Origin of the sequence: Microbispora sitophila, from assembly GCF_014892245.1 — a bacterium.
Lineage (GTDB): Bacteria > Actinomycetota > Actinomycetes > Streptosporangiales > Streptosporangiaceae > Microbispora > Microbispora siamensis.
Genome location: NZ_JADBGC010000031.1, coordinates 41,161 through 62,609, shown reverse-complemented (window position 1 = coordinate 62,609; position 21,449 = coordinate 41,161). Strand labels below are relative to the sequence as shown.

Here is a 21,449-nt window from a genome sequence, read left to right as displayed (position 1 = left end):
AGCATGCATATTGTGATCATGGGATGCGGACGGGTCGGCTCGACCCTGGCGCACATCCTTGAGGACAACGGGCACTCGGTCGCCGTGATCGACCGCGACCCGCAGGCCTTCCGGCGGCTGCGGGCCGGCTTCCGGGGCCGCAGGGTCACCGGCATCGGCTTCGACCGCGACGTGCTCGAAGAGGCCGGCATCGCCTCGGCCGCCGCCTTCGTCGCTGTGAGCAGCGGAGACAACTCCAACATCATCTCCGCGCGGGTCGCGCGGGAGATGTTCGGCGTGGACAACGTGGTCGCCCGCATCTACGACCCCCGCCGGGCCGAGGTCTACCAGCGGCTCGGCATTCCCACCGTGGCGACGGTCCGCTGGACCGCCGACCAGATACTGCGCCGCGTGCTGCCCGAGGGCGCCGAACCCCTCTGGCGGGACCCGACCGGTACGGTCGTCCTCGCCGAGGTGGCCTTCCACCAGGGCTGGATCGGCACCCGGGCCAGGGTGATCGAGGAGGTCACCGGCGCTCGCGTCGCCTTCGTCAACCGCATGGGCGAGTCGCTCGTGCCGAAGGACGCGACCGTCCTCCAGGAGGGCGACCTCCTCCACCTGGTCGCCGCCGAGAACGACATGGACCGCATAAACAAGGTGCTGTCCGCCCCGCCGTCCGACGAGGAGCACTGATGCGCGTCACCATCGCCGGCGCCGGAGCCGTCGGCCGCTCCATCGCCGCGGAGCTCCTGGAGAACGGCCACGAGGTCCTGCTCATCGACATCGACCCCCGCGCCATAAAGATCGACAGCGTGCCGCGCGCCGAGTGGCTGCTGGCCGACGCCTGCGAGATCTCCTCGCTGGACGAGGCCGGGCTGAACAGCTGCCAGGTCGTGATCGCCGCCTCCGGCGACGACAAGGTCAATCTCGTGGTCTCGCTGCTCGCCAAGACCGAGTACGGCGTGCCGCGGGTGGTCGCCCGGGTCAACCACCCCAAGAACGAGTGGCTGTTCAACGAGTCGTGGGGCGTGGACGTCGCCGTCTCCACCCCGCGCCTGTTGTCGGCCCTGGTCGAGGAGGCGGTCAGCGTCGGCGACCTGGTGCGGCTGATGACCTTCCGGCAGGGCCAGGCCAACCTGGTGGAGCTCACACTGGCCGAGGACGCCCCGGTGGTCGGCCAGCGGGCGGGCTCGGTGCCGTGGCCGGTGGACGCCGCCCTCGTGGCGATCCTGCGCGAGGGCCGGGTGCTGGTCCCCTCGGCCGACGACCCGCTGGAGGCCGGCGACGAGCTGCTGTTCGTGGCCAGCCAGGAGGTCGAGCACGAGCTCACCGAACTGCTGTCGGCCCACGAACGTCCCTGATCCGCACACGACTCAGGCCCCGGGCACGCGCCCGGGGCCTGAGTCGTTCTTGCGTGATCGTCAGACGGTCGGCTGCGCCGGCGGCTCGATCGGGGTGCGGCCCCGGGCGAGCACCCACACCATCGCGGCCAGCCCCGCGACCTGCAGCGGCCAGCCCAGAGCGATCTTGGCCACGCCGAGGGCGGTCACCTGGTCCGCCCAGTAGAGCGGCAGCTGGACCACCACCCGCAGCAGGCAGGGCAGCATGAGCAGCCATGTGAGCCGCGAGCACAGCCGGACCAGCGCGGAGTCGTTGTGCCAGGCCGTCGGGTCCCCAGTCACCGAGCCGATCAGGAAGCCCACGATCGGCCAGCGGACCACGATCGACAGCAGCATGCCGGCGGCGTAGGCCGCGTTGTAGAGGATCCCCGGCAGGAACACGTCCTTGGCGTCGCCGGTGCGGGCCGCGAAGAACGCGCCGATCCCGATGCCGACGAGGCTGTTGAGCACGAACTGCGGCGTCGTGCGCTGCGCGAGCCGCACCAGCAGGAGCGCCACCGCAGAGGCGATGCCGACGATCAGCGAGGTCTTCAGCTCGTTGGTGCCCATCCACGTGCCGGTGAAGGCGAGTGTGGGCACCGCCGCCTCGACGATCCCGCGCCTGCCGCCCAGCGCCTTGCTCATCTGGGCGCGGACCGCCGCCTCGACGGTGGCGTGCGCCCCGGGGGCCGTCATGTCCGCTGTGCTCATACGGTCTCCTGAGAGATCAAGGGCCACCGGCCGGGCGTAGCTCGTAGCGGGGGTTGAACATCACCTTGCGGCCGTCCTGGACGCTGACCAGCCCTTCGGCCCGCACCACCCGGCCCGGTTCGATGCCGGCGATCTTCCGGCGGCCGAGCCAGACCAGGTCGATCACGTCCGACCCGTCGTACAGCTCCGCCTCGAGGGCGGGCGCGCCGCCGCGCGGGCGGAGGGTCACGGTGCGCAGCGTGCCCGCCACACACGTCCGCTGACGCTCGCCGCACCGGGCGATGGGAGTGGCCCCCTGCTGCTCCAGGTCCTCCTGGAGCTCGGCGGCCTCCAGCTCGGCCTGGCTGGTGGTCAGCCTTCGGAAGAAGCCCCGCAGTCCGCCGCGTCTGGCAGGCTCCGGCGTGCCCATCGGTCACTCACCCAGCTTCCTCGCTCGCGATCCCCTTCGGGGGGATTCGTCGTCCTGGCTCCAGCCTAGGCCGGTCGTTTCCCACCGCAGCATACGTGAGCCGCCTGCGGGCCAGAAGGACGGTCAGGGCAGGGCTTGCTCCCCGATTCGGTCAACCGGCGCGCACCGGACGGGCGTCAGCGGATCTCGCTGATCTCCGGACCGCGTTCGAAGGGCCGGAGCTCCTCGCGCCGGGGTCCCTGTCGCTCCTCCACGGCCTGCCGGGCCTCGGCGGGCAGGCGGAGCTGGATCGCCTCCCTGGGCGGCATCGGCTCGTCGCCGCGCACGACGACGATGTCGCGCACGACGTCCTCCAGGATGCGCGCCGCCTCCGGGTCGACCGCCGCCCTGCCGCTGATCACGGCGCGGAGGAACCAGCGCGGCCCGTCGACGCCGAGGTAGCGCACCGGCTGCCGTCCCTGTGCCTGGCCCTGCACGGGCACCTCGGCCGCGATCTCGGGCCCGAAGGGCCCGTCCCGGTCCTCGGCCGAGCCTCCGGCGGCCACCACCTCACGGGCGAGCTCGGCCCGCACCTCGTCCCAGATCCCGCTGCGCTTGGGCGCGGCGAAGGCGTTCACCTGCAGGGCGCTCTCCTCGACCAGGACGATCACACCGTCGACCTGGTCGCCCGCCATGCTGAGCTGGATCTCGAATCCGGGACCGACGGGCAGGCGCAGGCCTCCCAGGTCCACCCGCTCGGCCTCCGGATAGTCGTCATCGGCGTCCCAGGGGCCCGCCGTCCGCGCCGGGCCGGGACTCTCCTCCCGCACGACGGCTGGTGCGGTCTCCTCCTCCGCGCGTCGCCGGCGTCGCAACACTTCTCTCACTCTCCTCGCATCGTGGCCCGGTTCCCGGGCCCCGCGGTGTCAGCTCCCCGTCGAGCCGAATCCGTTCGTGCCCCGTACGGAGCCAGGCAATCGGTCGACCTCGTAGAACGCCGCCCGTTCCACCCGCTGGACGACGAGCTGGGCGATTCGGTCGCCGCGCCGGAGCCGCACCGCGTCCTTGGCGTCGGTGTTGATCATCGTCACCTTGATCTCGCCCCGGTAGCCCGCGTCGATCGTGCCGGGCGCGTTGACCAGCGTGACACCGTGCCGGGCCGCCAGGCCCGAACGCGGATGGACGAAGGCGGCGTACCCGTCCGGCAGCGCGATGGCGACGCCGGTCCGCACGACCGCCCGCTCGCCGGGCAGCAACTCCACGTCCTCCGCCGCGTACAGGTCGGCCCCGGCGTCGCCCGGATGGGCGTACGACGGGAGCGGAAGGTCCGGGTCGAGCCGGTGGATCAGGATCTCGACGCTCATGGGGCAAGACCCTACCCGTTGCGCTGGGGGGACACCGCCTCTCCCGCTCCGGAGGGCGGGCGTGCCGTCTCCGGCTCCTGCGCGCCCTGCCCGGAGGAGGCGGGCTGAGACGCGTGGGAGGGCGCGGGCTCCACGGCGCCGGGCTCCGGGGCCGCGTCCCCGGCTCCGGCCTCCGCGGCGCCGGGCGCGCCTTCGGCCGGTGGTTCGATGGCGGGCTGGCCGCGGCGCAACTCGGGCAGCGCGCGGTAGATGACCGCCGTGAGCGGCACCGCCACCACGGCGCCCGCGATGCCGCCGAGCACGCCGCCCACCGCGAGGACGAGGATGATCGCCAGAGGGTGGAACTCCAGGGCCCGGCCCACGATGAGCGGCTGGAGCACGTGGTTTTCCAGCTGCTGCTCGACCACGAGGATGCCCACGAAGATCAGCGCGTACACCCAGCCCTGGGAGCCGAAGGTGACCAGCGTCGCGATGCTGCCCGCGAACAGGATGCCGACGATCGGGATGAAGCTGGCCAGGAAGACCAGCACCGCGAGGGGCGCCCACAGCGGCACCCGCATCCCTGCGAGCACCACTCCGATCACGAGCCCGTGGATGGCCGCGACGGCGACCGTGCCGTGCACGTAGTGGGAGATCGTCGCCCAGGCGGCGCGGCCCGCCCGGTCCACGCGCGGCGCGGCGCCGCCGAAGGCGCGCAGGAACCAGGCCCAGATCCGGTCGCCGTCCTTCAGCAGGAAGAAGGTCACGAAGAGGATCAGCACGATGGAGGTGAGCACCTCGACGACCGCGGTGGCGCCGCTCAGCACCGTACTGGTGATCTGACTGCGATATTGGGTGATCTGGCTGCTGAGCTGGTCCACGAAGTCGGCGATCTGCGCCTCCTTCAGGTGGAGGGGGCCGTGCAGCAGCCAGTCCTGGACGTTGCGCACGGTGACCTGGATCTGCAGGACCAGCCGGGGGAACTCCTCGTTCGCCCGCACGCCGATCAGGAACCCGATGCCGACGATCAGCGCGAGGCCGAGCAGCATCGTGATCCACGTCGCGTAGATCGGCCGCAGCCCGGCGGTGCGCAGCCGCCGGGTCAGCGGATAAAGCAGGGCCGCGAGCAGCAGCGCGACCACCACCGGCATGACGACGAAGCTGATCCTGCCGATGATCTGCCACAGGAAGTAGACCATCGCGCCGAGCAGCAGCAACCGCCAGCTCCACGCGGCCATCGTGGCCAGCGTCGGCGGAACCCTCTCGGTGGTACTGCGGTTAGACGGGATCACGGATCCAGCCTGGCATGTCGGCGGGCGGGACGCGCAGTCGTTTTACCCGCGCATGGAGGTCGTCTCGCCGCGCCCCCGCCGCGGGCCCCCGGCCGCAGGCCGTCACCGTGCCGAAACGTCCGGGAGCGCCCTGGAACGTCCCAAGCGTCGCCGGCCACCGTCGTCACCACGCGGGCACGGCGGTGGCCGGCGGTGGCCTCAGGCGGTCAGTTCCGCGACCGCGTCGAGCGGGCCGTCACCGGGTTCGAGGACGAACTCCTCGACGTTGCCGGCCGCGCACAGGTCGTCCTGGGCCGGCCGGACGAGGTCCGCCCGGTCCCCCGACACGGTCAGCCGGGCGACCTCGGCCCGCATCGACAGCCGCGCCTCGGACTTGGCCCGCCGCACCCGGCGGAGCACCTCCGCCACGGCGTCCAGCACCGCGGGGTCGCCGTGCCGCGCCTCGGGCAGCTCGTCAGGGAACGGCCAGGCGGCACGGTGCACCGAGCCCTCCCGCCACCACGACCAGACCTCCTCGGCCACGAACGGCAGGAACGGCGCGAACAGCCGCAGCAGCACATCGAGCGCCCGCCGCAGGGCGGCGACGGCCGAGGCGTCCCCGTCGTACGCGCGGGCCTTGACCAGCTCCACGTAGTCGTCGCAGAACGACCAGAAGAAGCGTTCGGTCCGTTCCAGCGCCCGGGTGTAGTCGTACGCCTCGAACGCCTCGGTGGCCTCGGCGACGACCGCCCCCAGCGCGGCCAGCATGGACAGGTCGACCGGCTCGGTGACCTCGCCGCCGCCCTCGGACCGGAAGCCGAGCACGAACTTCGACGCGTTGAGGATCTTGATGGCCAGCCGGCGGCCGATCTTGATCTGCCCGGTGTCGAACGCCGTGTCGGTGCCGGGACGCCCGCTCGCCGCCCAGTAGCGGACCGCGTCGGAGCCGTACTCCTCCAGCAGGCCCATGGGCGTGACCACGTTGCCCTTGGACTTCGACATCTTCTTGCGGTCGGGGTCGAGGATCCACCCGGAGATCGCCGCGTGCCGCCAGGGCAGCCCGCCGTGCTCCAGATGTGCCCGCACGACCGTGGAGAACAGCCAGGTACGGATGATCTCGTGGGCCTGGGGTCGCAGGTCCATCGGGAACACGCGGCGGAACAGGTCGTCGTCGCGCTCCCACCCGGCGGCGATCTGCGGGCTCAGCGAGGAGGTCGCCCAGGTGTCCATGACGTCGGGGTCGGCGGTGAAGCCGAGCGGCTTGCCCCGCTGGTCCTCGGAGAAGCCGGGCGGCACGTCGCTGGACGGGTCGACCGGCAGCGCCGACTCGGGCGGGACGATCGGCGCCTCGTAGATCGGCTCACCGTCGGCGTCGAGCGGATACCAGACCGGGATCGGCACGCCGAAGAACCGCTGGCGGGAGATCAGCCAGTCGCCCGCCAGGCCCTCCACCCAGTTGTCGTACCTGACCCGCATGTGCGGCGGGTGCCACTCCAGCTCCCGGCCGCGCTCCAGCAGCTCGGCGCGCAGCTTGGCGTCCCTGCCGCCGTTGCGGATGTACCACTGCCGGGTGGTGACGATCTCGAGGGGCCGGTCGCCCTTCTCGTAGAACTTGACCGGCCGCTGGATCTTGCGCGGCTCGCCGTCCAGGTGGCCGGCCTCGCGCAGCATCTCCACGATGCGCTCGCGTGCGCTGTGCACCGTCTTTCCGGCCAGCTCGGCGTACGGCTCGGCGGGCACGCCGTGGGGCGGCTCGGGAAGCAGGCGGCCGTCCCAGCCGATCACCGGCCGGGTGGGCAGGTCGAGCTCGCGCCACCAGGTGACGTCGGTGACGTCGCCGAAGGTGCAGATCATCGCGATGCCGGAGCCCTTGTCGGGCTCGGCGAGGTGGTGGGCCACGACCGGCACCTCGACACCGAAGACCGGGGTGCGGACGGTGGTGCCGAACAGCGGCCGGTAGCGCTCGTCGTCGGGGTGGGCGACCAGCGCCACGCAGGCCGGGATCAGCTCGGGCCGGGTCGTCTCGATCCACACCGAACCGCCCTCGCCGGGCGTCCGCTCGAACCCGATGCGGTGGAAGGCGCCGGGCCACTCCCGGTCCTCCAACTCGGCCTGGGCCACGGCCGTGCGGAACGTCACGTCCCACAGGGTCGGGGCCTCGGCCACGTACGCCTCGCCGCGGGCGAGGTTGCGCAGGAACGCGCGCTGGGATGCCGCCCGGGCATTGGCGTCGATGGTCGCGTAGGTCATCGACCAGTCCACCGACAGACCGAGGCGCCGCCACAGCTCCTCGAACGCCTTCTCGTCTTCGGCGGTCAGCCGTTCGCACAGCTCGATGAAGTTGCGGCGGGAGATCGGCACCTGCCGCTTGGCGTCCGGCTTCTCCGGCGGCGTGAAGTCCGGGTCGTACGGCATGGAGGGGTCGCAGCGCACGCCGAAGTGGTTCTGCACGCGGCGCTCGGTGGGCAGGCCGTTATCGTCCCACCCCATCGGGTAGAAGACCTCGCGCCCCCGCATCCGCTGGTAGCGGGCGATCGTGTCCGTGTGCGTGTAGGAGAAGACGTGCCCCACGTGAAGGGACCCGGACACGGTGGGCGGCGGGGTGTCGATGGAGTAGACCTCGTCCCTGCCCCGGGACCGGTCGAACCGGTAGGTGCCCTCGGCCTCCCAGCGCGCTACCCATACCGCCTCCAAGCCGTCGAGTGTGGGTTTCTCGGGCATGGCTGCGGGGAGTCGCTGTTCGGTCATGCCACCACATGGTATGGCGTGGACCGTCACCCCGCGGGGAGACACTAAGGTCGTTATCGAGGAGGAATCATGGCGGACATGGCTCGGGAGGCCAAGCGCGAACTCGGCGCGACGGACAAGCCCGACATGCAGTGGCGGATCGTCGGCGGCCTGCTCGGCCTGGCGGTGGGCTTCTGCTCGCGCAAGGTGCTGTCGTTCGCGTGGGAGAAGGCGACCGGCAAGAAGCCGCCGGCGAGCGCCGACTCCCCCGACATCGGGCTCGGCGAGGCGATCGCGTACGCCGTGGTGATGGGCCTGGGCATGGAGATCACGCGGATCGTCGTCACGCGGTCGGCGGCGAAGAAGTGGCGCTCCTGGAAGGACGCCGCCCGGGACCTCACTCCCTAGGAGCGGCCGGTTCCCCGGACTCCAGTGCCGTGAGGAAGTCGCTGGCCCACCTGTCCACGTCGTAGGTCGCGACCCTGCGCCTGAGCGAGCGCATCCGGCGCGCCAGCTCGTGCGGGGTCGCCCGCATCGCCGCCAGCATCGTCCGCTTCATGCCGGCGATGTCGTACGGGTTGACCATGTAGGCCTGGCGCAGCTCGTCGGCCGCCCCGGCGAACTCGCTCAGCACGAGCGCCCCGCGCAGGTCGTGGCGGCAGGCGACGTACTCCTTGGCGACGAGGTTCATGCCGTCGCGCAGCGGCGTGACGACCATGACGTCGGCCGCGCAGTAGAGCGCCGCCAGCTCCTCCTTGTTGTACGACTGGTGGAGGTAGGAGATCGGCATGCGGCCGAGCACGCCGTGCTCGCCGTTGATGCGGCCCACCCGCAGCTCGATGTCGTTGCGCAGGCGGATGTACTCGGCGACCCGCTCGCGGGTGGGCGTGGCGACCTGTACGAAGACCGCCTCGTCCGGTTTGATCGCGCCGTCGTCGAGCAGCTCGCCGAACGCCTTGAGCCGCTGGCCGATGCCCTTGGTGTAGTCGAGGCGGTCGACGCCGAGCAGCACGTGCTCGGGGTCGCCCAGCTCGGCGCGGATCTCCTTGGCCCGCTGCTGGACGCCCGGCTCGCGGACGAGCTGGTCCAGCTCGCCGAAGTCGACCGAGATCGGGAACGACTCGGCACGGACCGTCCGGTCTTCGAGCTGGATCTCGTTGCGGAGGTACTGCACGCCGAGGAGGCGGCGGCACAGGCGCAGGAAGTTGGCGGCGCCGCCCGGCCGCTGGAAGCCGACGAGATCGGCCCCGAGCAGTCCTTCGAGGATCTCGTTGCGCCAGGGCAGCTGGTAGAACAGCTCGCCCGGCGGGAACGGGATGTGCAGGAAGAACCCGATCTTCAGATCGGGCCGCAGCTTGCGCAGCATCGCGGGCACGAGCTGGAGCTGGTAGTCCTGCACCCAGACGACCGCGCCGGGCGCGGCGGCGTCCGCGGCCGCGCGGGCGAACCGGTCGTTGACCGCCCGGTACGCGTCCCAGAGCACGCGCGAGTAGACGGGCGTGGCGACCACGTCGTGATAGAGCGGCCACAGGGTGGCGTTGGAGAAGCCCTCGTAGTACAGCTCGACCTCGAGCTGGGACAGCGGGATGGGGATCAGGTGCATCCCGTCGTGGTCGAAGGGCTTCAGCTCCTCTCCCGCCGCCCCGGTCCAGCCGAGCCAGGCCCCGTCACGACGTTGCATGACGGGCGCGATGGCGGTCACGAGCCCGCCCGGGCTGCGCCGCCATTCGTTCTCGCCCACGCGATCGACCGGCAGCCGGTTCGCGACGATCAGAAAAGAGCTGGTGCCACGCATGAATCCCCTCCAGGTGGTCGCCTGTGACCACCATACGGAAAGTCACCAGTGACCCCCATACCCGTAAGAACGTGCACAATCCACGCCTGTGGCTGTGAGAATGATCTCACGCAGCTCATATGGGGTCGGCAAGAGGTTTAGACCAACCGGTGACACTTCCCTATCTGGAAGATCAGGACGGCCGGAGAGTGCCGATTGGGACGGACACCAGGACCGCCGCGCTTCCCCCGAGGACCAAGACGGGGGATCAGCCGGGGTGGCAGGGGCGTCAGCCGGGGGGCAGGGCGCGCTGGCGGCGCAGATCCGCGCGCACGGCGGCGGCGAGCTTCTTGGTGGCGGCCCGGTTCAGCGCGCCGCCGGCCACGGCGCCGGTGAGGAACGGGCCGAGCGTGGTGAGGTGGCGGCCGAGCGTGCGCATCAGGCGGTTGCGCAGCGCGGTCTTGGTGGCGGTCCCGAGCGCTATCGTGGCCGAACCGGGGGCGAGGGGGTTGACGCCCCGCTGCTTCGACCAGGCGAGCGCGAACGCGGTCGCCCTCTGGGTGCCGTTGCCGGGGACCTGCACGCCGTACACCTCGTGCAGTTCGGCGAGGAGTTTCACTTCGATGGCCGCGACGACCAGCGTCTCCGCCACGATCTGAGCGGGCGCGGACAGCAGGAGCGGCGGGGCGGCGAACTCGGCCGCGGCGAGCGCTCCGCCGACCGCGCCGACCGCCGTCGTCGCCTTCGCGGCGGTGCGGACGAGGTCGTCGGCGAGCTGCTCGCCGGTGAGCCCGTAGTGGTGTTCCCGCAGCGTCTCGTAGTCCCTGATCGGTAACCGCGGGGCGATGTTCATGAAGACGTCGGCCAGCCATCGGCCCCGGCCGACTCCCCGTTCGCGTGCCTTCCTGGCGGACCTTGCCAAGGCCCCGCTGAGGCGGCCGAGCAGCCGACGCCGCTCGGCCCCGTCCGTCTCCTCAGGGGCGACGAGTTTGCCGACAAGGTCGGCCACCTCGTTGTTTGATTCATCCGCTGCTGAAGTCACGGACCCTCCCAAGGGTCTCCTAGGCGGCGCACTCGCGGCAAACCTGCTGGCCGTTCTTCTCCGAGGCCAGCTGGCTGCGGTGGTGCACCAGGAAGCACCGCGAGCAGGTGAATTCGTCGGCCTGCCGAGGAATCACCCGCAGCGAGAGCTCCTCGTTCGACAGATCCGCCCCCGGCAACTCCAGCGACTCGGCCAGATCGGTCTCGTCGATGTCGATGCTGCCCGACGACTTGTCGCTCCTACGCGCCTGGAGTTCCTGAAGGCTGTCCTCGTTGAGGTCGTCGTCGGTCTTACGCGGGCTGTCGTAGTCGGTAGCCATCTGCTACTCCATCCCCCTCATCTATCTGCCTGCGCCTGTGTCGCGCGTGGATAACGCTCGGAAGGCCGGTGTTGTGCCCGCGGGGGCCGGTAAATTGTGCATTCGGTACCCGCTTGAACGAACACTGAACCTTCCGACACGCGAGGGGCGTCCCGCCGGGGGCTGCGGTTAGCCAAATATGGCGAAAACCACAGTATCGGCGGTATCCCCACCGCGTTCGACGGCACATCCAACCACATGTGCGGCGCGCACGCTCCATCAGCGCGCCGACTGCGGCGTCCCCGGAGATGCCCCGGCTCCGGACAGACGCACCGTCACCACGAGACCACCCCCGTCGCGGGGGACGGCGGCGACCGTTCCGCCATGCGCGCGGACGATCGCGCGCACGATGGACAGGCCGAGACCCGCGCCCTTGGCGGACTGAACCCGATCGGCATTCAGCCGCCGGAACGGCTCGAACAGGCTCTCCACCTCGTACGCGGGAACGTGCGGTCCCGTGTTCGCGACCTGAACAACCGCACCCCCGTCGACAATTCCCGTCCGGACCCATACTTTTCCGGACTCTCCGAGATTGTGCTTGATGCCGTTCTCGACGAGGTTGGAGACACAGCGTTCGATGAGAACGGGGTCGCCCGTCGTGGCCGCCGGGTGGAGGTCGTGCTCGACCGTGACACCCTCTTCCTCGGCGTAGGGGGCCAGTTGCTCCACCGCCGTCCTGGCGACCTCCTGGACGTCCACGGGCTTTCGCACCGACAGCTCGCGCTCGCTGCGGGCGAGCAGCAGCAGGCCCTCGATCAGCCGCTCGTTGCGTGCGGTGGTGCCCAGGAGCGTGCGCCCGAGCACTTTGAGATCGTCCGACGCCTCGGGGTCGGACAGGGCCACCTCCAGCACCGTACGGTTGATCGCCAGTGGCGTCCGCAGCTCGTGGGAGGCGTTGTCCACGAACCTCCGCTGCGCGTCGAAGGCGGTGTTGAGCCGGGTGAGCATCGCGTCGAAGGTGTCGGCCAGCTCCTTCAGCTCGTCGTCGGGGCCCTGGAGGTCGATGCGCTCGTGGGCGAGCGAGGTCTCCGAGAGCTTCCGCGCGGTCGCCGTCATCTTGATGACGGGCCGCAGCGCCCGGTCCGCCACGACGTATCCCAGCATCAGCGCCAGGATCCCCACACCCAGCAGCGCCAGCAGCGCCCGCTTCAGCAGCTCGGCCCGCGCCACCGCGGTGACCTCCGCCTGCGACTGGGCGAACTGGTGGTTGACCTCGTCGATCCACTCCTGCGGCACGCTCCCGCGCGGGAAGATGATCTGCGGCGCACTCTGCCAGCCGATGTCGATCGCCTGGCCGATCAGCACGTACATGACCAGCACCAGCAGCGCGCCGGCGACGAAGACCAGCGCGGCGTACGTGAGGGTCAGGCGCCAGCGGATGCTGACGCGGTTCTGCAGCGACTTGATCTCGTTGAGCAGGGTGCCCCGCTGCACGGGGTGGGCGACCAGGGGCGGCGGGCCGTCCCAGGCGGGCGGCCCGCTGGGCGGCGGCGGCACCTGGCTGCGATAGGGGCCGGTGCCCATCGGGTTCGACATCCGGCGCGTGGGAGCCGCCGGGGCCTGGCCGCCGGCCGGAGCCGCCACGTCCGGCGAGGTCGTGGCGGTGTCCGATTCGCCGGGCGGCGGGAGGATCCGGGGCGTCCCCCTCTCGGAGGCGTCACGCGGTTCGGTCACAGGGCCCCCTCTCCCGGGACGTGGCGGCGGCGTGGGTCGTCACAGCCGGTATCCGACACCGGGCACGGTCTCGATGACCGGCGGATCGCCCAGCTTCTTGCGCAAGGTCATCATGGTCACCCTGACCACGTTGGTGAACGGGTCGATGTTCTCGTCCCACGCCTTGTCGAGCAGGTCCTCCTGGCTGACGACGGCGCCCTCGGCCCGCATCAGCTCCTCCAGCACCGCGAACTCCTTCTTGGTGAGGTGGACCTCGACCCCGTCCCTCGTCACCTGACGCCTGCCGGGGTCGAGCCGGACGCCGGCGCGTTCGAGCACGGGCGGCAGCGGCGGCGCGGACCTGCGGCCGAGCGCGCGCACCCGGGCCACGAGTTCCATGAACACGAACGGCTTGGCCAGGTAGTCGTCGGCGCCCAGCTCCAGGCCCTCGACCTTGTCATCCACGTCGCCCGCGGCCGTGAGCATGATGATCCGCGAGGCCGATCGCTGGGCGACCAGGCGGCGGGCCACCTCGTCGCCGTGCACCTTGGGCAGGTCGCGGTCGAGCACGATCACGTCGTAGTCGATGTAGCCGGTCTTCTCCAAGGCGGCGGCGCCGTCGTAGGCGACGTCCACGGCCATCGCCTCCCGGCGGAGTCCGGTGGCGATCGCGTCCGCGAGCACCCGCTCGTCCTCCACCACAAGCACGCGCATCAAGTCCTCCTAGCTGGTACGACGCCCCTCATTGTGGCCATATTCGACGTAAGCCGCTGGTAAGCGGTTCCGGCGCTCTACGTGACGTAGAGCACAGAAATTCACAGGTTTGCGGTCGGTCCGGACATGGGTAAGGCCTCGGACACCCTCCATTGTCGTGTGCCGGGGAAGGGCGCGCCTCTCCGCAGGATCCGCGCCGGAGCCCCCGTGACACGTTTCGCCCCCTGAGAAAGAAGGTGAGATGGGCGAGTTCACGACCACGATCGAAACCAGGCTCGACCAGGCCTACAAGGGTCTTGAAGAGGCCACCACGAGCGGGGACGACTTCCTCGCCGACACCCTCACCGCCGAGATCGAGGACCTGCACCGCCTCGCCGAGGATCACGGCATTTCCATCCAGCGCTAACCGGAACCGACACTGACGAGGGGGCCCGCCGTGCGGCGGGCCCCCTCGCCTGTGCACCGGGCGAAGTCAGCGCGAACTCCACGTGAATTCACGGCGACTGCGACGTGCGGGTGATCGACCGCCCTGAGTCGAAGCCGCGCGGTCCGTCTCCGGCCCTGGGCCGTCGTGGTCTGCTCCTCACTCCGCGGTCCGCCCCGACGATCCGTCACCGGCGTCACCCGAAGTCGTCGCGGTCCACGTCGGCCTCGGACATGGCCTCCTTGAGCTTGGCGGCCATCTCGGTGTCCTCCGGCTCCGGCCGGGTGTCCTCCGGCCGGGCGGGCGCGGCCTGCTGGGACAGGGCAGCGTCGTTCTGGTCGGTCTTGGGCGCGCTCTCCTCCGGCATCGCCATGTCGGCGCTCCTTCCGTGTCGCTTCGGCCTCCTCGCGCCGCGTACCCAGGAGCCGAGAGGGCATGCGGGCCGGGCCGCGGCGAATTCGCGCAGGTGAGTGCGGCCGCGGGGAGGCGGCGGGTTTGCCGTCAAGGGGGCGGGTAGAGCCGTCGTCTCCGCAGCGTCACGCAACTACGAGAGGTGGATCGCCATGGAACAGGGCGGCATCGAACGCGACCGGCCCGCCCAGGAGCACGAGCCGGGCTCGCCGGAGGGCCTGAGCAGGCAGGAGGTGGACAGCCGCAGCGATCTCGCGCGGTGGATCAGCGGAACGCACGTCTTCCCGGCGAGCCGGCAGGACCTGCTGGCCCGCGCCGAGTCCGAGTCGGCGCCGGACGGGGTGCTGTCCGCCCTGCGTGCGCTGCCGGACCGGACCTTCGCCAACGTCGAGGACGTCGCTCGGGAGTTCGGCCTCGGCGGCAGGGAGCAGCGCGACTGAACAGCACGGCGCAGCGCGACTAGCCAACAGGAAGCAGCGCGGCTGACCGAACGGCCACCCGCTGGACCGGGCGGGCCGCCCCTCCATCGCCCGTCGGGTACGCGGCCGAGGAGGGGCGGCCCAAGCGGGCGCGTCAGTCGCGCTCGGGGTCGAGGGGGACGAGCAGGTCGTGCAGTTCCTCGAAGAGCCCCGGGGCCGCGCACAGCGCCATGTCGGGGCTGACCGGCCTGCCGTTCAGGCCGCCGATGCGGGCCCCGGCCTCCACGGCGATCAGGCCCGCCGCCGCGTGGTCCCAGTAGTTGGTGCCGCGCTCGTAGTAGGCGTCGACCCGGCCCGCGGCGACGGAGCAGAGATCGACCGCGCACGAGCCGCCGCGCCGGATGTCCCTGACCTGTGGCACCACCTGCGCCAGCACCTCGGCCTGCACCCGGCGCCGCCCGGCCGCGTAGCCGAACCCGGTGGCGACGAGGGCCTTGGCCAGCGGGACGCCGGTGTTGCAGGTCAGCCGCTCACCCCTCAGCCAGGCGCCGCCGCCCTTCGACGCGGTGAACAACTCGCCGCGGGGCACGTTGTGCACCGCTCCGGCGACGATCTCGCCGTCCACCTCGACGCCGATGCTGACCGCCCAGTCCGGCAGGCCGTACAGGAAGTTGACCGTGCCGTCGATGGGGTCGACGACCCACCGGACGCCGCCCTCGCCGGGGGTGTCGCCGCCCTCCTCGCCGAGGATCGCGTCGTGTGGCCTGGCCTCGGCGATCCTGCCGCGGATCAGTTCCTCCGCGGCCCGGTCGAGCGCGGTGACGACGTCGGTGGGGCTCGACTTGGTGGCGAGCACCTCGGGCCGCGCGGGCCGCTTGGCGAGGAGCATCTGGCCGGCCTCCTCCGCTATGCCGGCCGCCAGCTCCAGCAGCTCCTCCACCCGCGTGCGGTCATGCCGGTACTCCCGCTCGTCCATCCTGGCCTGCCCCCTCCTCGTACGTGCTCACACCGAAGCGGCCGGCGCCCGGCTCGGGCGTCGGCCGCACGGATGACATCCTCCCAAACCAGGATGTACCGCCATCCAACGGTCAGCTCAGGGACGGCGGGCGGGTCCACTCCTCGCCCAGGACGTGCTGCGCGAGGAAGGCCAGAACGGTCTCGTACCAGGCGATACCGTTGCCGGGCTTGAGCACCCAGTGGTTCTCGTCGGGGAAGTAGAGGAACTTCGACTCGACCCCCGAGCGCTGGAGGTCCCACCACAGCCGCAGACCCTCGCCGATCGGCACGCGGTAGTCCTTGTCGCCGTGGATCACCAGCATCGGCGTCCTTATCTCGCCGAGCCACCGGTGGGGCGACAGCCGGGCGTAGCGGGCGGACCCGAGGGCGCCGAACTCCCGCTGCCAGTAGTTCGCGCCGTCGGTGGTGCCCGCGAACTGGTCCAGGTTCCACAGCGAGGCGTGCGTCACGATGGCCTGGAACCGGTCGGTGTGCCCGGCGACCCAGTTGGCCATGTAGCCGCCGAACGAGCCGCCCATCGCCGCCGTCCGCTGCTCGTCGATCTCCGGCCGCTTGAGGCACTCGTCGGTGATCGCCATGAGGTCGGCGTGGGTCACCGGCCCCCAGTCGCCCCAGCCCCGCTTGATCATGTCCTGGCCGTACCCGGTGGACAGGCAGGGGTCGGGCAGCAGCACCGCGTAGCCGTGCCTGGCCATGATCCAGGGGCTCCAGCGCCAGTTCCAGTCATTCCAGCTCGACAGCGGGCCGCCGTGGATCCACAGCAGGAACGGCGCCGGGTCCTCGGCGCTCGCGTCCGCGGGGACGACCAGCCAGCCCCGGATCTCGGTCCCGTCCTCGGCCGTCGCGGTCACCTCGGTCAGCGTGCCGGGCAGGTCCAGCGGCGGCGTGGGCGAGGGCAGTGTCGTCACCGAGCCGTCGGCCGCGATCCGCACCGGCCGCGGCGGCGAGTCGATCGCGCCTCGCAGGGCGTAGACCGAGCCGTCGGGGGCCGGGCACAGCTCGGCGTACGCGCCGTCGTCCGAGGTCAGCCTGCTGACCGCGCCGTCCAGGGTGGCGCGGAAGATCGGCCGGCGGCCCCGGTGGTCGGCGGCGAAGAACAGCTCCCGTGAGGAGGGCGCCCACGCGACCGAGGCGGGGAAGACCTCCTCGGCGACCGCGCGCCCTTCACCGGTGGCCAGGTCGATCACCCACAGGTCGAGCGCGACCGGCGTCTCCTCGGTGCCGTGCCGCTCCCGTACGCAGGCGACCCGCCGCCCGTCGGGCGACACCTTCACCGGCCCGGCGAAGTCGTGCTCCTCGGACGTCGCGATCGTGCGCCGCGACCCGTCCGCGACGTCGATCGCGACCAGGTCCGTACGGACGTCCCCGTTCGGCAGGAACACCTGCCAGCTGCTGATCACGGACGAACCGTCGGGCGTCAGGTCGAACGAGGCGTCGCGCAGCCCGCCGCCCGACCCGGGCGTGAGGTCGCGCACGTCCTCCAGGCCCTCGCGTACGGCACGGCCGGTGAAGAACCGCGTCTCCGCCGGGCCGAGGTCGTGGTCCCAGTAGCGCACCGGGTAGCCCTCGTGCAGGATCGCGCTGACCCCGGCCTCCTCGCGGGCCTTGCGGCGATCCTCCTCGGTGGCGGCGTCGCCGGGCAGCACCTCGGAGGTGTAGACGACCACGCCGCCCGCCGCCCGTACGCCGCCGATGCCGCCGGGGCGGGTGGCGACGCGCACCGGCTCGCCGCGCTCGGGCAGCAGCCACAGGGCGGCGGTGTCGCCGCCGCTCTCCTTGGCCGTCTCGTCGGGCCGCCGGGAGACGAAGAACAGGGTCCCGTCGGAGGCGAACTCGGCCCCGGCCTCCCCCTTCGCCGACCGGGTCAGCCGGCGGGGCTCGCCTCCGGGGTCCTGGGGGATCTCCCACAGCGCGGTGCCGTACGACTTGCCGTCGGGGTTCAGCGACTGGACCACGGACACGAGCCGGGTCCCGTCGGGCGACAGCCGCAGGGCGTTCACGCGCGGCAGGGCCATGTATTCGCGGATGTCCGGAAATTGGCTCACCGCTCGAACCTACTCGCTGACGCACGCACCTCCCAAGCCATATAGGCGCGGACGGAACCGTCGCACCGTCCGCGTAAGGTGTGGCGCATGGGGAGCAGCAACGGATACGACGCCCTGCTCGTCGTCTCCTTCGGGGGGCCGGAGAAGCCCGAGGACGTCATGCCGTTCCTGGAGAACGTCGTGCGCGGCCGGGGCGTGCCGCGCGAGCGGCTGCTGGAGGTCGAGGCGCACTACCAGGGGTTCGGCGGGGTCAGCCCGATCAACCAGCAGTGCCGCGACCTGATCGCCGCGCTCGACGTGGACCTGCCGGTCTACTGGGGCAACCGCAACTGGCACCCGTTCCTCGAGGACACGGTCCGGCGGATGAAGGAGGACGGCGTCCGCAAGGCGGCGGCCTTCGTCACCGCGGCCTACAGCTCCTACTCGAGCTGCCGGCAGTATCTCGACGACATCGCCCGTGCCCGCGCCGCCGTCCCCGGCGCCCCCGAGATCGTCAAGCTCCGCCACTACTACGACCACCCCGGGTTCATCGCGGCGATGGCCGACCACACCCGCGAGGCCCTCGGCCGGCTGCCCGCCGACGCCCGCGAGCAGGCCCGCCTCGTGTTCACCGCGCACAGCATCCCCGTCTCCATGGCCCGCACGGCGGGGCCGGCGGGGGGCGCGTACGAGGCCCAGCTCAGGCGGGCCGCCGAACTGGTGACCGGACACGTGGACGAGGGGCGGGCCTGGGATCTGGTCTGGCAGAGCCGCAGCGGCCCGCCGCAGGTGCCCTGGCTGGAGCCCGACGTCTGCGACCACCTGGAGGCGCTGCACGCCGAGGGGGTGCGGTCGGCCGTCCTGGTGCCCATCGGTTTCGTCTCCGACCACATGGAGGTCGTCTACGACCTCGACGTGGAGGCCGCGGCCACGGCCGAGAAGCTCGGCATGGCCCTCACCAGGGCCTCGACCGCGGGCACCCACCCGCGGTTCGTGTCGATGGTGGCCGAACTGCTCGCCGAGCCCGAGCCCGCGCCGTGCGCGGCCACCTGCTGCCCGGCGCCCGTACGGCCCGCCGCGCGGCCGGACCGGTAACGGCGCCGTAGCGGCACGGCGGGACCCGCCGTCGCGGGCCGGGCCTCCCCCGTCAGGAGGCGTACGCGCGGGCGTACGCCTCCGCGAGCGACAGGACCTTGTTCACGTAGTCCCAGGAGTGGTTGTAGAACCACACGGCCTTCCTGAGCTTGTCACCGCCGGCGCCGGCCCCGTTGGCACACAGGTATTTGGCGGCCGACGGCACCGCGTCGTAGGGACTCCAGATGTCCGCCTCGCCGTCGCCGTCGCCGTCCACGCCGTACGCCTTCCATGTGGCGGGCATGAACTGCATCGGCCCGAGCGCCCCCGCGGACGAGGGGCCGTTGTTGCGGCCGTGGCTGCTCTCCACCTGGCCGATGGCGGCGAGGACGGTCCAGGAGAGGCCGGGGCAGACGGTGGCGGACCGCTGGTAGAGGTCCAGGTAGCTCGTGGGCCGTCCCACCAGGGCCTGCCCCGGCGTGGCCGCGGCCCGCGGCCGGACGGCGGCCTGGCCGACCCGCACGACCTGCGCGCCCTTGCCGAGCAGGCGCGCGACCGCCTTGTCGCTCACCTTGCCCGGGTCGCCGTGGACCAGCACCACGACACCGCTGGGAAAGCCGAGCCTGCGGCCCAGGTCCTGGCTGACCAGGCCGTCCACGCCGGGCAGCCCGAGCGAGGCCGAGGCCGCGACGCGCAGCCTGGGGCCCCGGTCGATCTGGTACTCCGCGCCGAGCAGCATGCCGAGACGTTTGATCGTGGCCGCGTCGGCGACCATCTCGCCCCGCGCGAGCGCGCTCCACACCTCCGGATGGTCGGCCACGTTCTTCGGCGTCCACGAGCGGAACTTGGCCGGGTCGACCGCGAGCAGCCGCAGGGCCGTGCCGGACACGTGCACCGCGCCGCCGTCGGCGACCGCCACCTTCTGCACGTGCCGCAGCTTGGCGATCTTCAACAGGGTGCTCTGCGGCACCTGCTTCGGGGAGATCGCCAGGAGGTGCGGCAGCGTGACCTGCACGCCGGGCCCGCCGACGACGGGTGCGCTCGACGGCAGCGTGCGGTCGGGCACGAGGCTTCCCGCCGTCGCCCGCGCGGCCGGAAGCGGGTTGTCCGCCCGCGTCCGGTCCGTCTCCGCCCGGCCGCCGCCGGCCGCCAGCGCGCCGTCACCCGGCCAGGTGACCAGGAAGGCGGTGCCCGCGGCGATGACGCTCAGGATCACGACCGCGAGGCCCGTCACGAGCGGGCGGAGCCGGGTGGAGGCGGAATGAGCGGACGACCTCACCTCAGCCCCTCCACCCCCGACGCGGAAAATCACTTGCCTCATGATATGCGGGTAGGCGATGGTCAAACCGGAGACAAACACCGTCCGCGTGTCCCGGGGTCTCCCGGGACCGCCGCCGCTGTAGAACGGCCGGCCCGGACGCACACGCACCACAGTGCCGAGCACAGTGCCGAAGGGGAACACAACATGGTCGGGCCGTACCGCGGGCTGTTCGGCACGCCCGGAGTCAAGGGCTTCGTCATCGCGGGCTTCGTCGGGCGGGCGCCCATGTCGATGCTCGGCATCGGCGTCATCCTGCTGATCACCGCCATCACCGGCTCGTACGCGAAGGCGGGGGCCGTGGCGGCGACCCTCTCGATCGCGGTCGCCGTGGCCGGGCCCCTCTCCGGGCGGCTGGTCGACCGGTTCGGCCAGGCGCGGGTGCTGGTCCCGCTGGTGCTGCTGCACGGCTGCTCGCTCGCCACCCTGATGCTGTGCGCGCACGCCAGCGCGAACGATTCAGTACCCGAGTGGACGCTGTACGCCGCAGGCGCGGCGTCCGGGGCCACCGGGATCTCGCTCGGCTCCATGGTCAGGGCCCGCTGGTCGCACGTGCTCGACGACCCCGCCACGCTGCACACCGCGTTCTCCTTCGAGTCCGTGGCCGATGAGGTGATCTTCGTCGGCGGCCCGGCCTTCGTGACCGCCCTCACGATCGCGATCAACCCCTACGCGGGCCTGATCGCCGCGATCGTGCTGACCGTGTCGGGCACGCTGGCGTTCGCCTCGCTCCGCGGCACCGAACCGCCTGCCGTACGGCACCGGGGGGCGGCCGGATCCCCGATCGCGATCCCGGGCGTGGCGCTGCTGTCGGCGGTCTTCCTGGCCATGGGCGCGGTGTTCGGCTCTGTCGACATCATCACCGTGGCCTTCGCCGAGGAGCACGGCAGCAAGGGCGCGGCCGGTCTGCTGCTCGCCGCGATCGCGTGCGGCAGCGCGGTCTCCGGCCTGTGGTACGGCTCGCGGCGGTGGAAGATCAGCCTGCGCGCCCGGTTCGTCCGGGGGCTCTCGCTGTTCGCCGCCGGGCTCACGCCGGTGCTGCTCATGCGCGACGTGCGGGTCATGGCGCTGGCGCTCTTCGTCGCCGGCCTGTCCATCTCGCCCACCCTGATCACCGGGTTCTCGCTGGTGGAACGCCTGGTCCCGGCGGCCCAGCTCAACGAGGGCATGGCGTGGATCACCACCTCGATCAATCTCGGCGTCGCCGTGGGCTCCTGGGCGGGCGGACGGCTGACCGACCTGTTCGGCGCGTCCAACGCGTACGGCTTCTCCTACGCCTGCGCGCTGCTCGCGGCCGTCGTGGGCCTCGCCGGCTCCGCGCTGGTCCGAGTGCGTCACCAGCACACCAACTGAGACCGAGGCCGGCCCCGTAGGCAGCGGGGCAATTCATGAGTAGTGTTCATGTTCACCCCGGGGCAAGGTG

The 21,449-nt window shown here is 71.7% G+C and carries 22 protein-coding genes; 7 read left to right on the top strand and 15 right to left on the bottom strand.

Annotated features, from left to right (window positions below):
* Positions 1-3 precede the first annotated feature (3 nt).
* Together IL992_RS39240 and IL992_RS39235 are read left to right on the top strand one after the other, a co-directional pair.
* Positions 4-672 carry a potassium channel family protein gene (locus IL992_RS39240; protein ID WP_193208367.1) on the top strand — a complete coding sequence of 223 codons (669 nt, stop codon included), beginning with the start codon at positions 4-6 and terminating at the stop codon, positions 670-672.
* Positions 672-1,340: a potassium channel family protein gene (locus IL992_RS39235; RefSeq protein ID WP_079319352.1), complete on the top strand. Its 669-nt coding sequence runs from the start codon at positions 672-674 to the stop codon at positions 1,338-1,340. The genes IL992_RS39240 and IL992_RS39235 overlap by 1 nt, the downstream gene beginning before the upstream one ends.
* Before the next feature lie 60 nt (positions 1,341-1,400).
* On the opposite strand, the gene IL992_RS39230 is transcribed toward IL992_RS39235, so the two are convergent.
* From IL992_RS39230 to valS, 6 genes are all read right to left on the bottom strand, one after another.
* The gene (locus IL992_RS39230; protein WP_193208366.1) at positions 1,401-2,069 is read right to left on the bottom strand and encodes a DUF3159 domain-containing protein; all 669 of its coding nucleotides are present in this window, start codon (positions 2,067-2,069) and stop codon (positions 1,401-1,403) included.
* A gap of 16 nt (positions 2,070-2,085) precedes the next feature.
* Complete coding sequence (locus IL992_RS39225) at positions 2,086-2,478, bottom strand: OB-fold nucleic acid binding domain-containing protein (RefSeq protein ID WP_030505482.1); 393 nt, start codon at positions 2,476-2,478, stop codon at positions 2,086-2,088.
* A gap of 176 nt (positions 2,479-2,654) precedes the next feature.
* Positions 2,655-3,335: a DUF3710 domain-containing protein gene (locus IL992_RS39220; protein ID WP_193208365.1), complete on the bottom strand. Its 681-nt coding sequence runs from the start codon at positions 3,333-3,335 to the stop codon at positions 2,655-2,657.
* A gap of 48 nt (positions 3,336-3,383) precedes the next feature.
* Entirely contained in the window at positions 3,384-3,821 is a 438-nt protein-coding gene (gene dut, locus IL992_RS39215; protein ID WP_193208364.1) for a dUTP diphosphatase, read from the bottom strand.
* A gap of 11 nt (positions 3,822-3,832) precedes the next feature.
* Positions 3,833-5,038 (bottom strand): AI-2E family transporter, encoded by a 1,206-nt coding sequence (locus IL992_RS39210; RefSeq protein WP_193208363.1) that lies wholly within the window; start codon positions 5,036-5,038, stop codon positions 3,833-3,835.
* A gap of 252 nt (positions 5,039-5,290) precedes the next feature.
* Entirely contained in the window at positions 5,291-7,819 is a 2,529-nt protein-coding gene (valS, locus tag IL992_RS39205) for a valine--tRNA ligase (RefSeq protein ID WP_193208362.1), read from the bottom strand.
* A 69-nt stretch (positions 7,820-7,888) separates the two neighbouring features.
* On the opposite strand from valS, the gene IL992_RS39200 reads away from it, so the two are divergent.
* A complete protein-coding gene (locus IL992_RS39200; protein WP_225898017.1) occupies positions 7,889-8,206 on the top strand; it encodes a DUF4235 domain-containing protein in 318 nt (105 codons plus the stop codon).
* On the opposite strand, the gene IL992_RS39195 is transcribed toward IL992_RS39200, so the two are convergent.
* The 5 genes from IL992_RS39195 to IL992_RS39175 all read right to left on the bottom strand — a co-directional run bounded on the left by IL992_RS39195 (position 8,196) and on the right by IL992_RS39175 (position 13,339).
* Positions 8,196-9,593 carry an alpha,alpha-trehalose-phosphate synthase (UDP-forming) gene (locus IL992_RS39195; protein WP_193208361.1) on the bottom strand — a complete coding sequence of 466 codons (1,398 nt, stop codon included), beginning with the start codon at positions 9,591-9,593 and terminating at the stop codon, positions 8,196-8,198. The two genes, IL992_RS39200 and IL992_RS39195, sit on opposite strands and share 11 nt — an antisense overlap.
* Positions 9,594-9,861: 268 nt before the next feature.
* Positions 9,862-10,614 (bottom strand): hypothetical protein, encoded by a 753-nt coding sequence (locus tag IL992_RS39190; protein ID WP_319019109.1) that lies wholly within the window; start codon positions 10,612-10,614, stop codon positions 9,862-9,864.
* Between the two features lie 19 nt (positions 10,615-10,633).
* Entirely contained in the window at positions 10,634-10,933 is a 300-nt protein-coding gene (locus IL992_RS39185; RefSeq protein ID WP_030505490.1) for a DUF4193 domain-containing protein, read from the bottom strand.
* Between the two features lie 258 nt (positions 10,934-11,191).
* Positions 11,192-12,646 (bottom strand): sensor histidine kinase, encoded by a 1,455-nt coding sequence (locus tag IL992_RS39180; RefSeq protein ID WP_319019108.1) that lies wholly within the window; start codon positions 12,644-12,646, stop codon positions 11,192-11,194.
* Positions 12,647-12,685: 39 nt separating this feature from the next.
* Entirely contained in the window at positions 12,686-13,339 is a 654-nt protein-coding gene (locus IL992_RS39175; protein WP_079319347.1) for a response regulator transcription factor, read from the bottom strand.
* A 241-nt stretch (positions 13,340-13,580) separates the two neighbouring features.
* Between IL992_RS39175 and IL992_RS39170 the strand changes: the two genes are divergently transcribed.
* Positions 13,581-13,745, top strand: a complete 165-nt coding sequence (locus IL992_RS39170; protein ID WP_179155445.1) for a hypothetical protein — start codon at positions 13,581-13,583, stop codon at positions 13,743-13,745.
* A 214-nt stretch (positions 13,746-13,959) separates the two neighbouring features.
* On the opposite strand, the gene IL992_RS39165 is transcribed toward IL992_RS39170, so the two are convergent.
* The gene (locus IL992_RS39165; protein ID WP_193208360.1) at positions 13,960-14,136 is read right to left on the bottom strand and encodes a hypothetical protein; all 177 of its coding nucleotides are present in this window, start codon (positions 14,134-14,136) and stop codon (positions 13,960-13,962) included.
* Between the two features lie 190 nt (positions 14,137-14,326).
* On the opposite strand from IL992_RS39165, the gene IL992_RS39160 reads away from it, so the two are divergent.
* Entirely contained in the window at positions 14,327-14,614 is a 288-nt protein-coding gene (locus IL992_RS39160) for a DUF2795 domain-containing protein (RefSeq protein WP_193208359.1), read from the top strand.
* A 133-nt stretch (positions 14,615-14,747) separates the two neighbouring features.
* Here the strand turns inward: IL992_RS39160 and IL992_RS39155 are convergent, their stop codons facing one another.
* Entirely contained in the window at positions 14,748-15,569 is an 822-nt protein-coding gene (locus tag IL992_RS39155) for an inositol monophosphatase family protein (protein ID WP_193208358.1), read from the bottom strand.
* A gap of 112 nt (positions 15,570-15,681) precedes the next feature.
* Positions 15,682-17,625, bottom strand: coding sequence for a S9 family peptidase (locus IL992_RS39150; RefSeq protein ID WP_193208404.1), 1,944 nt, complete (start codon positions 17,623-17,625; stop codon positions 15,682-15,684).
* Between the two features lie 117 nt (positions 17,626-17,742).
* Here IL992_RS39150 and IL992_RS39145 point away from each other — a divergent pair, with 117 nt between their 5' ends.
* Entirely contained in the window at positions 17,743-18,729 is a 987-nt protein-coding gene (locus IL992_RS39145) for a ferrochelatase (RefSeq protein WP_193208357.1), read from the top strand.
* A 52-nt stretch (positions 18,730-18,781) separates the two neighbouring features.
* On the opposite strand, the gene IL992_RS39140 is transcribed toward IL992_RS39145, so the two are convergent.
* Positions 18,782-19,987 carry a lytic transglycosylase domain-containing protein gene (locus tag IL992_RS39140; RefSeq protein ID WP_319019107.1) on the bottom strand — a complete coding sequence of 402 codons (1,206 nt, stop codon included), beginning with the start codon at positions 19,985-19,987 and terminating at the stop codon, positions 18,782-18,784.
* A 186-nt stretch (positions 19,988-20,173) separates the two neighbouring features.
* Between IL992_RS39140 and IL992_RS39135 the strand changes: the two genes are divergently transcribed.
* Positions 20,174-21,379 carry an MFS transporter gene (locus IL992_RS39135; RefSeq protein ID WP_193208355.1) on the top strand — a complete coding sequence of 402 codons (1,206 nt, stop codon included), beginning with the start codon at positions 20,174-20,176 and terminating at the stop codon, positions 21,377-21,379.
* Positions 21,380-21,449: the final 70 nt, after the last annotated feature.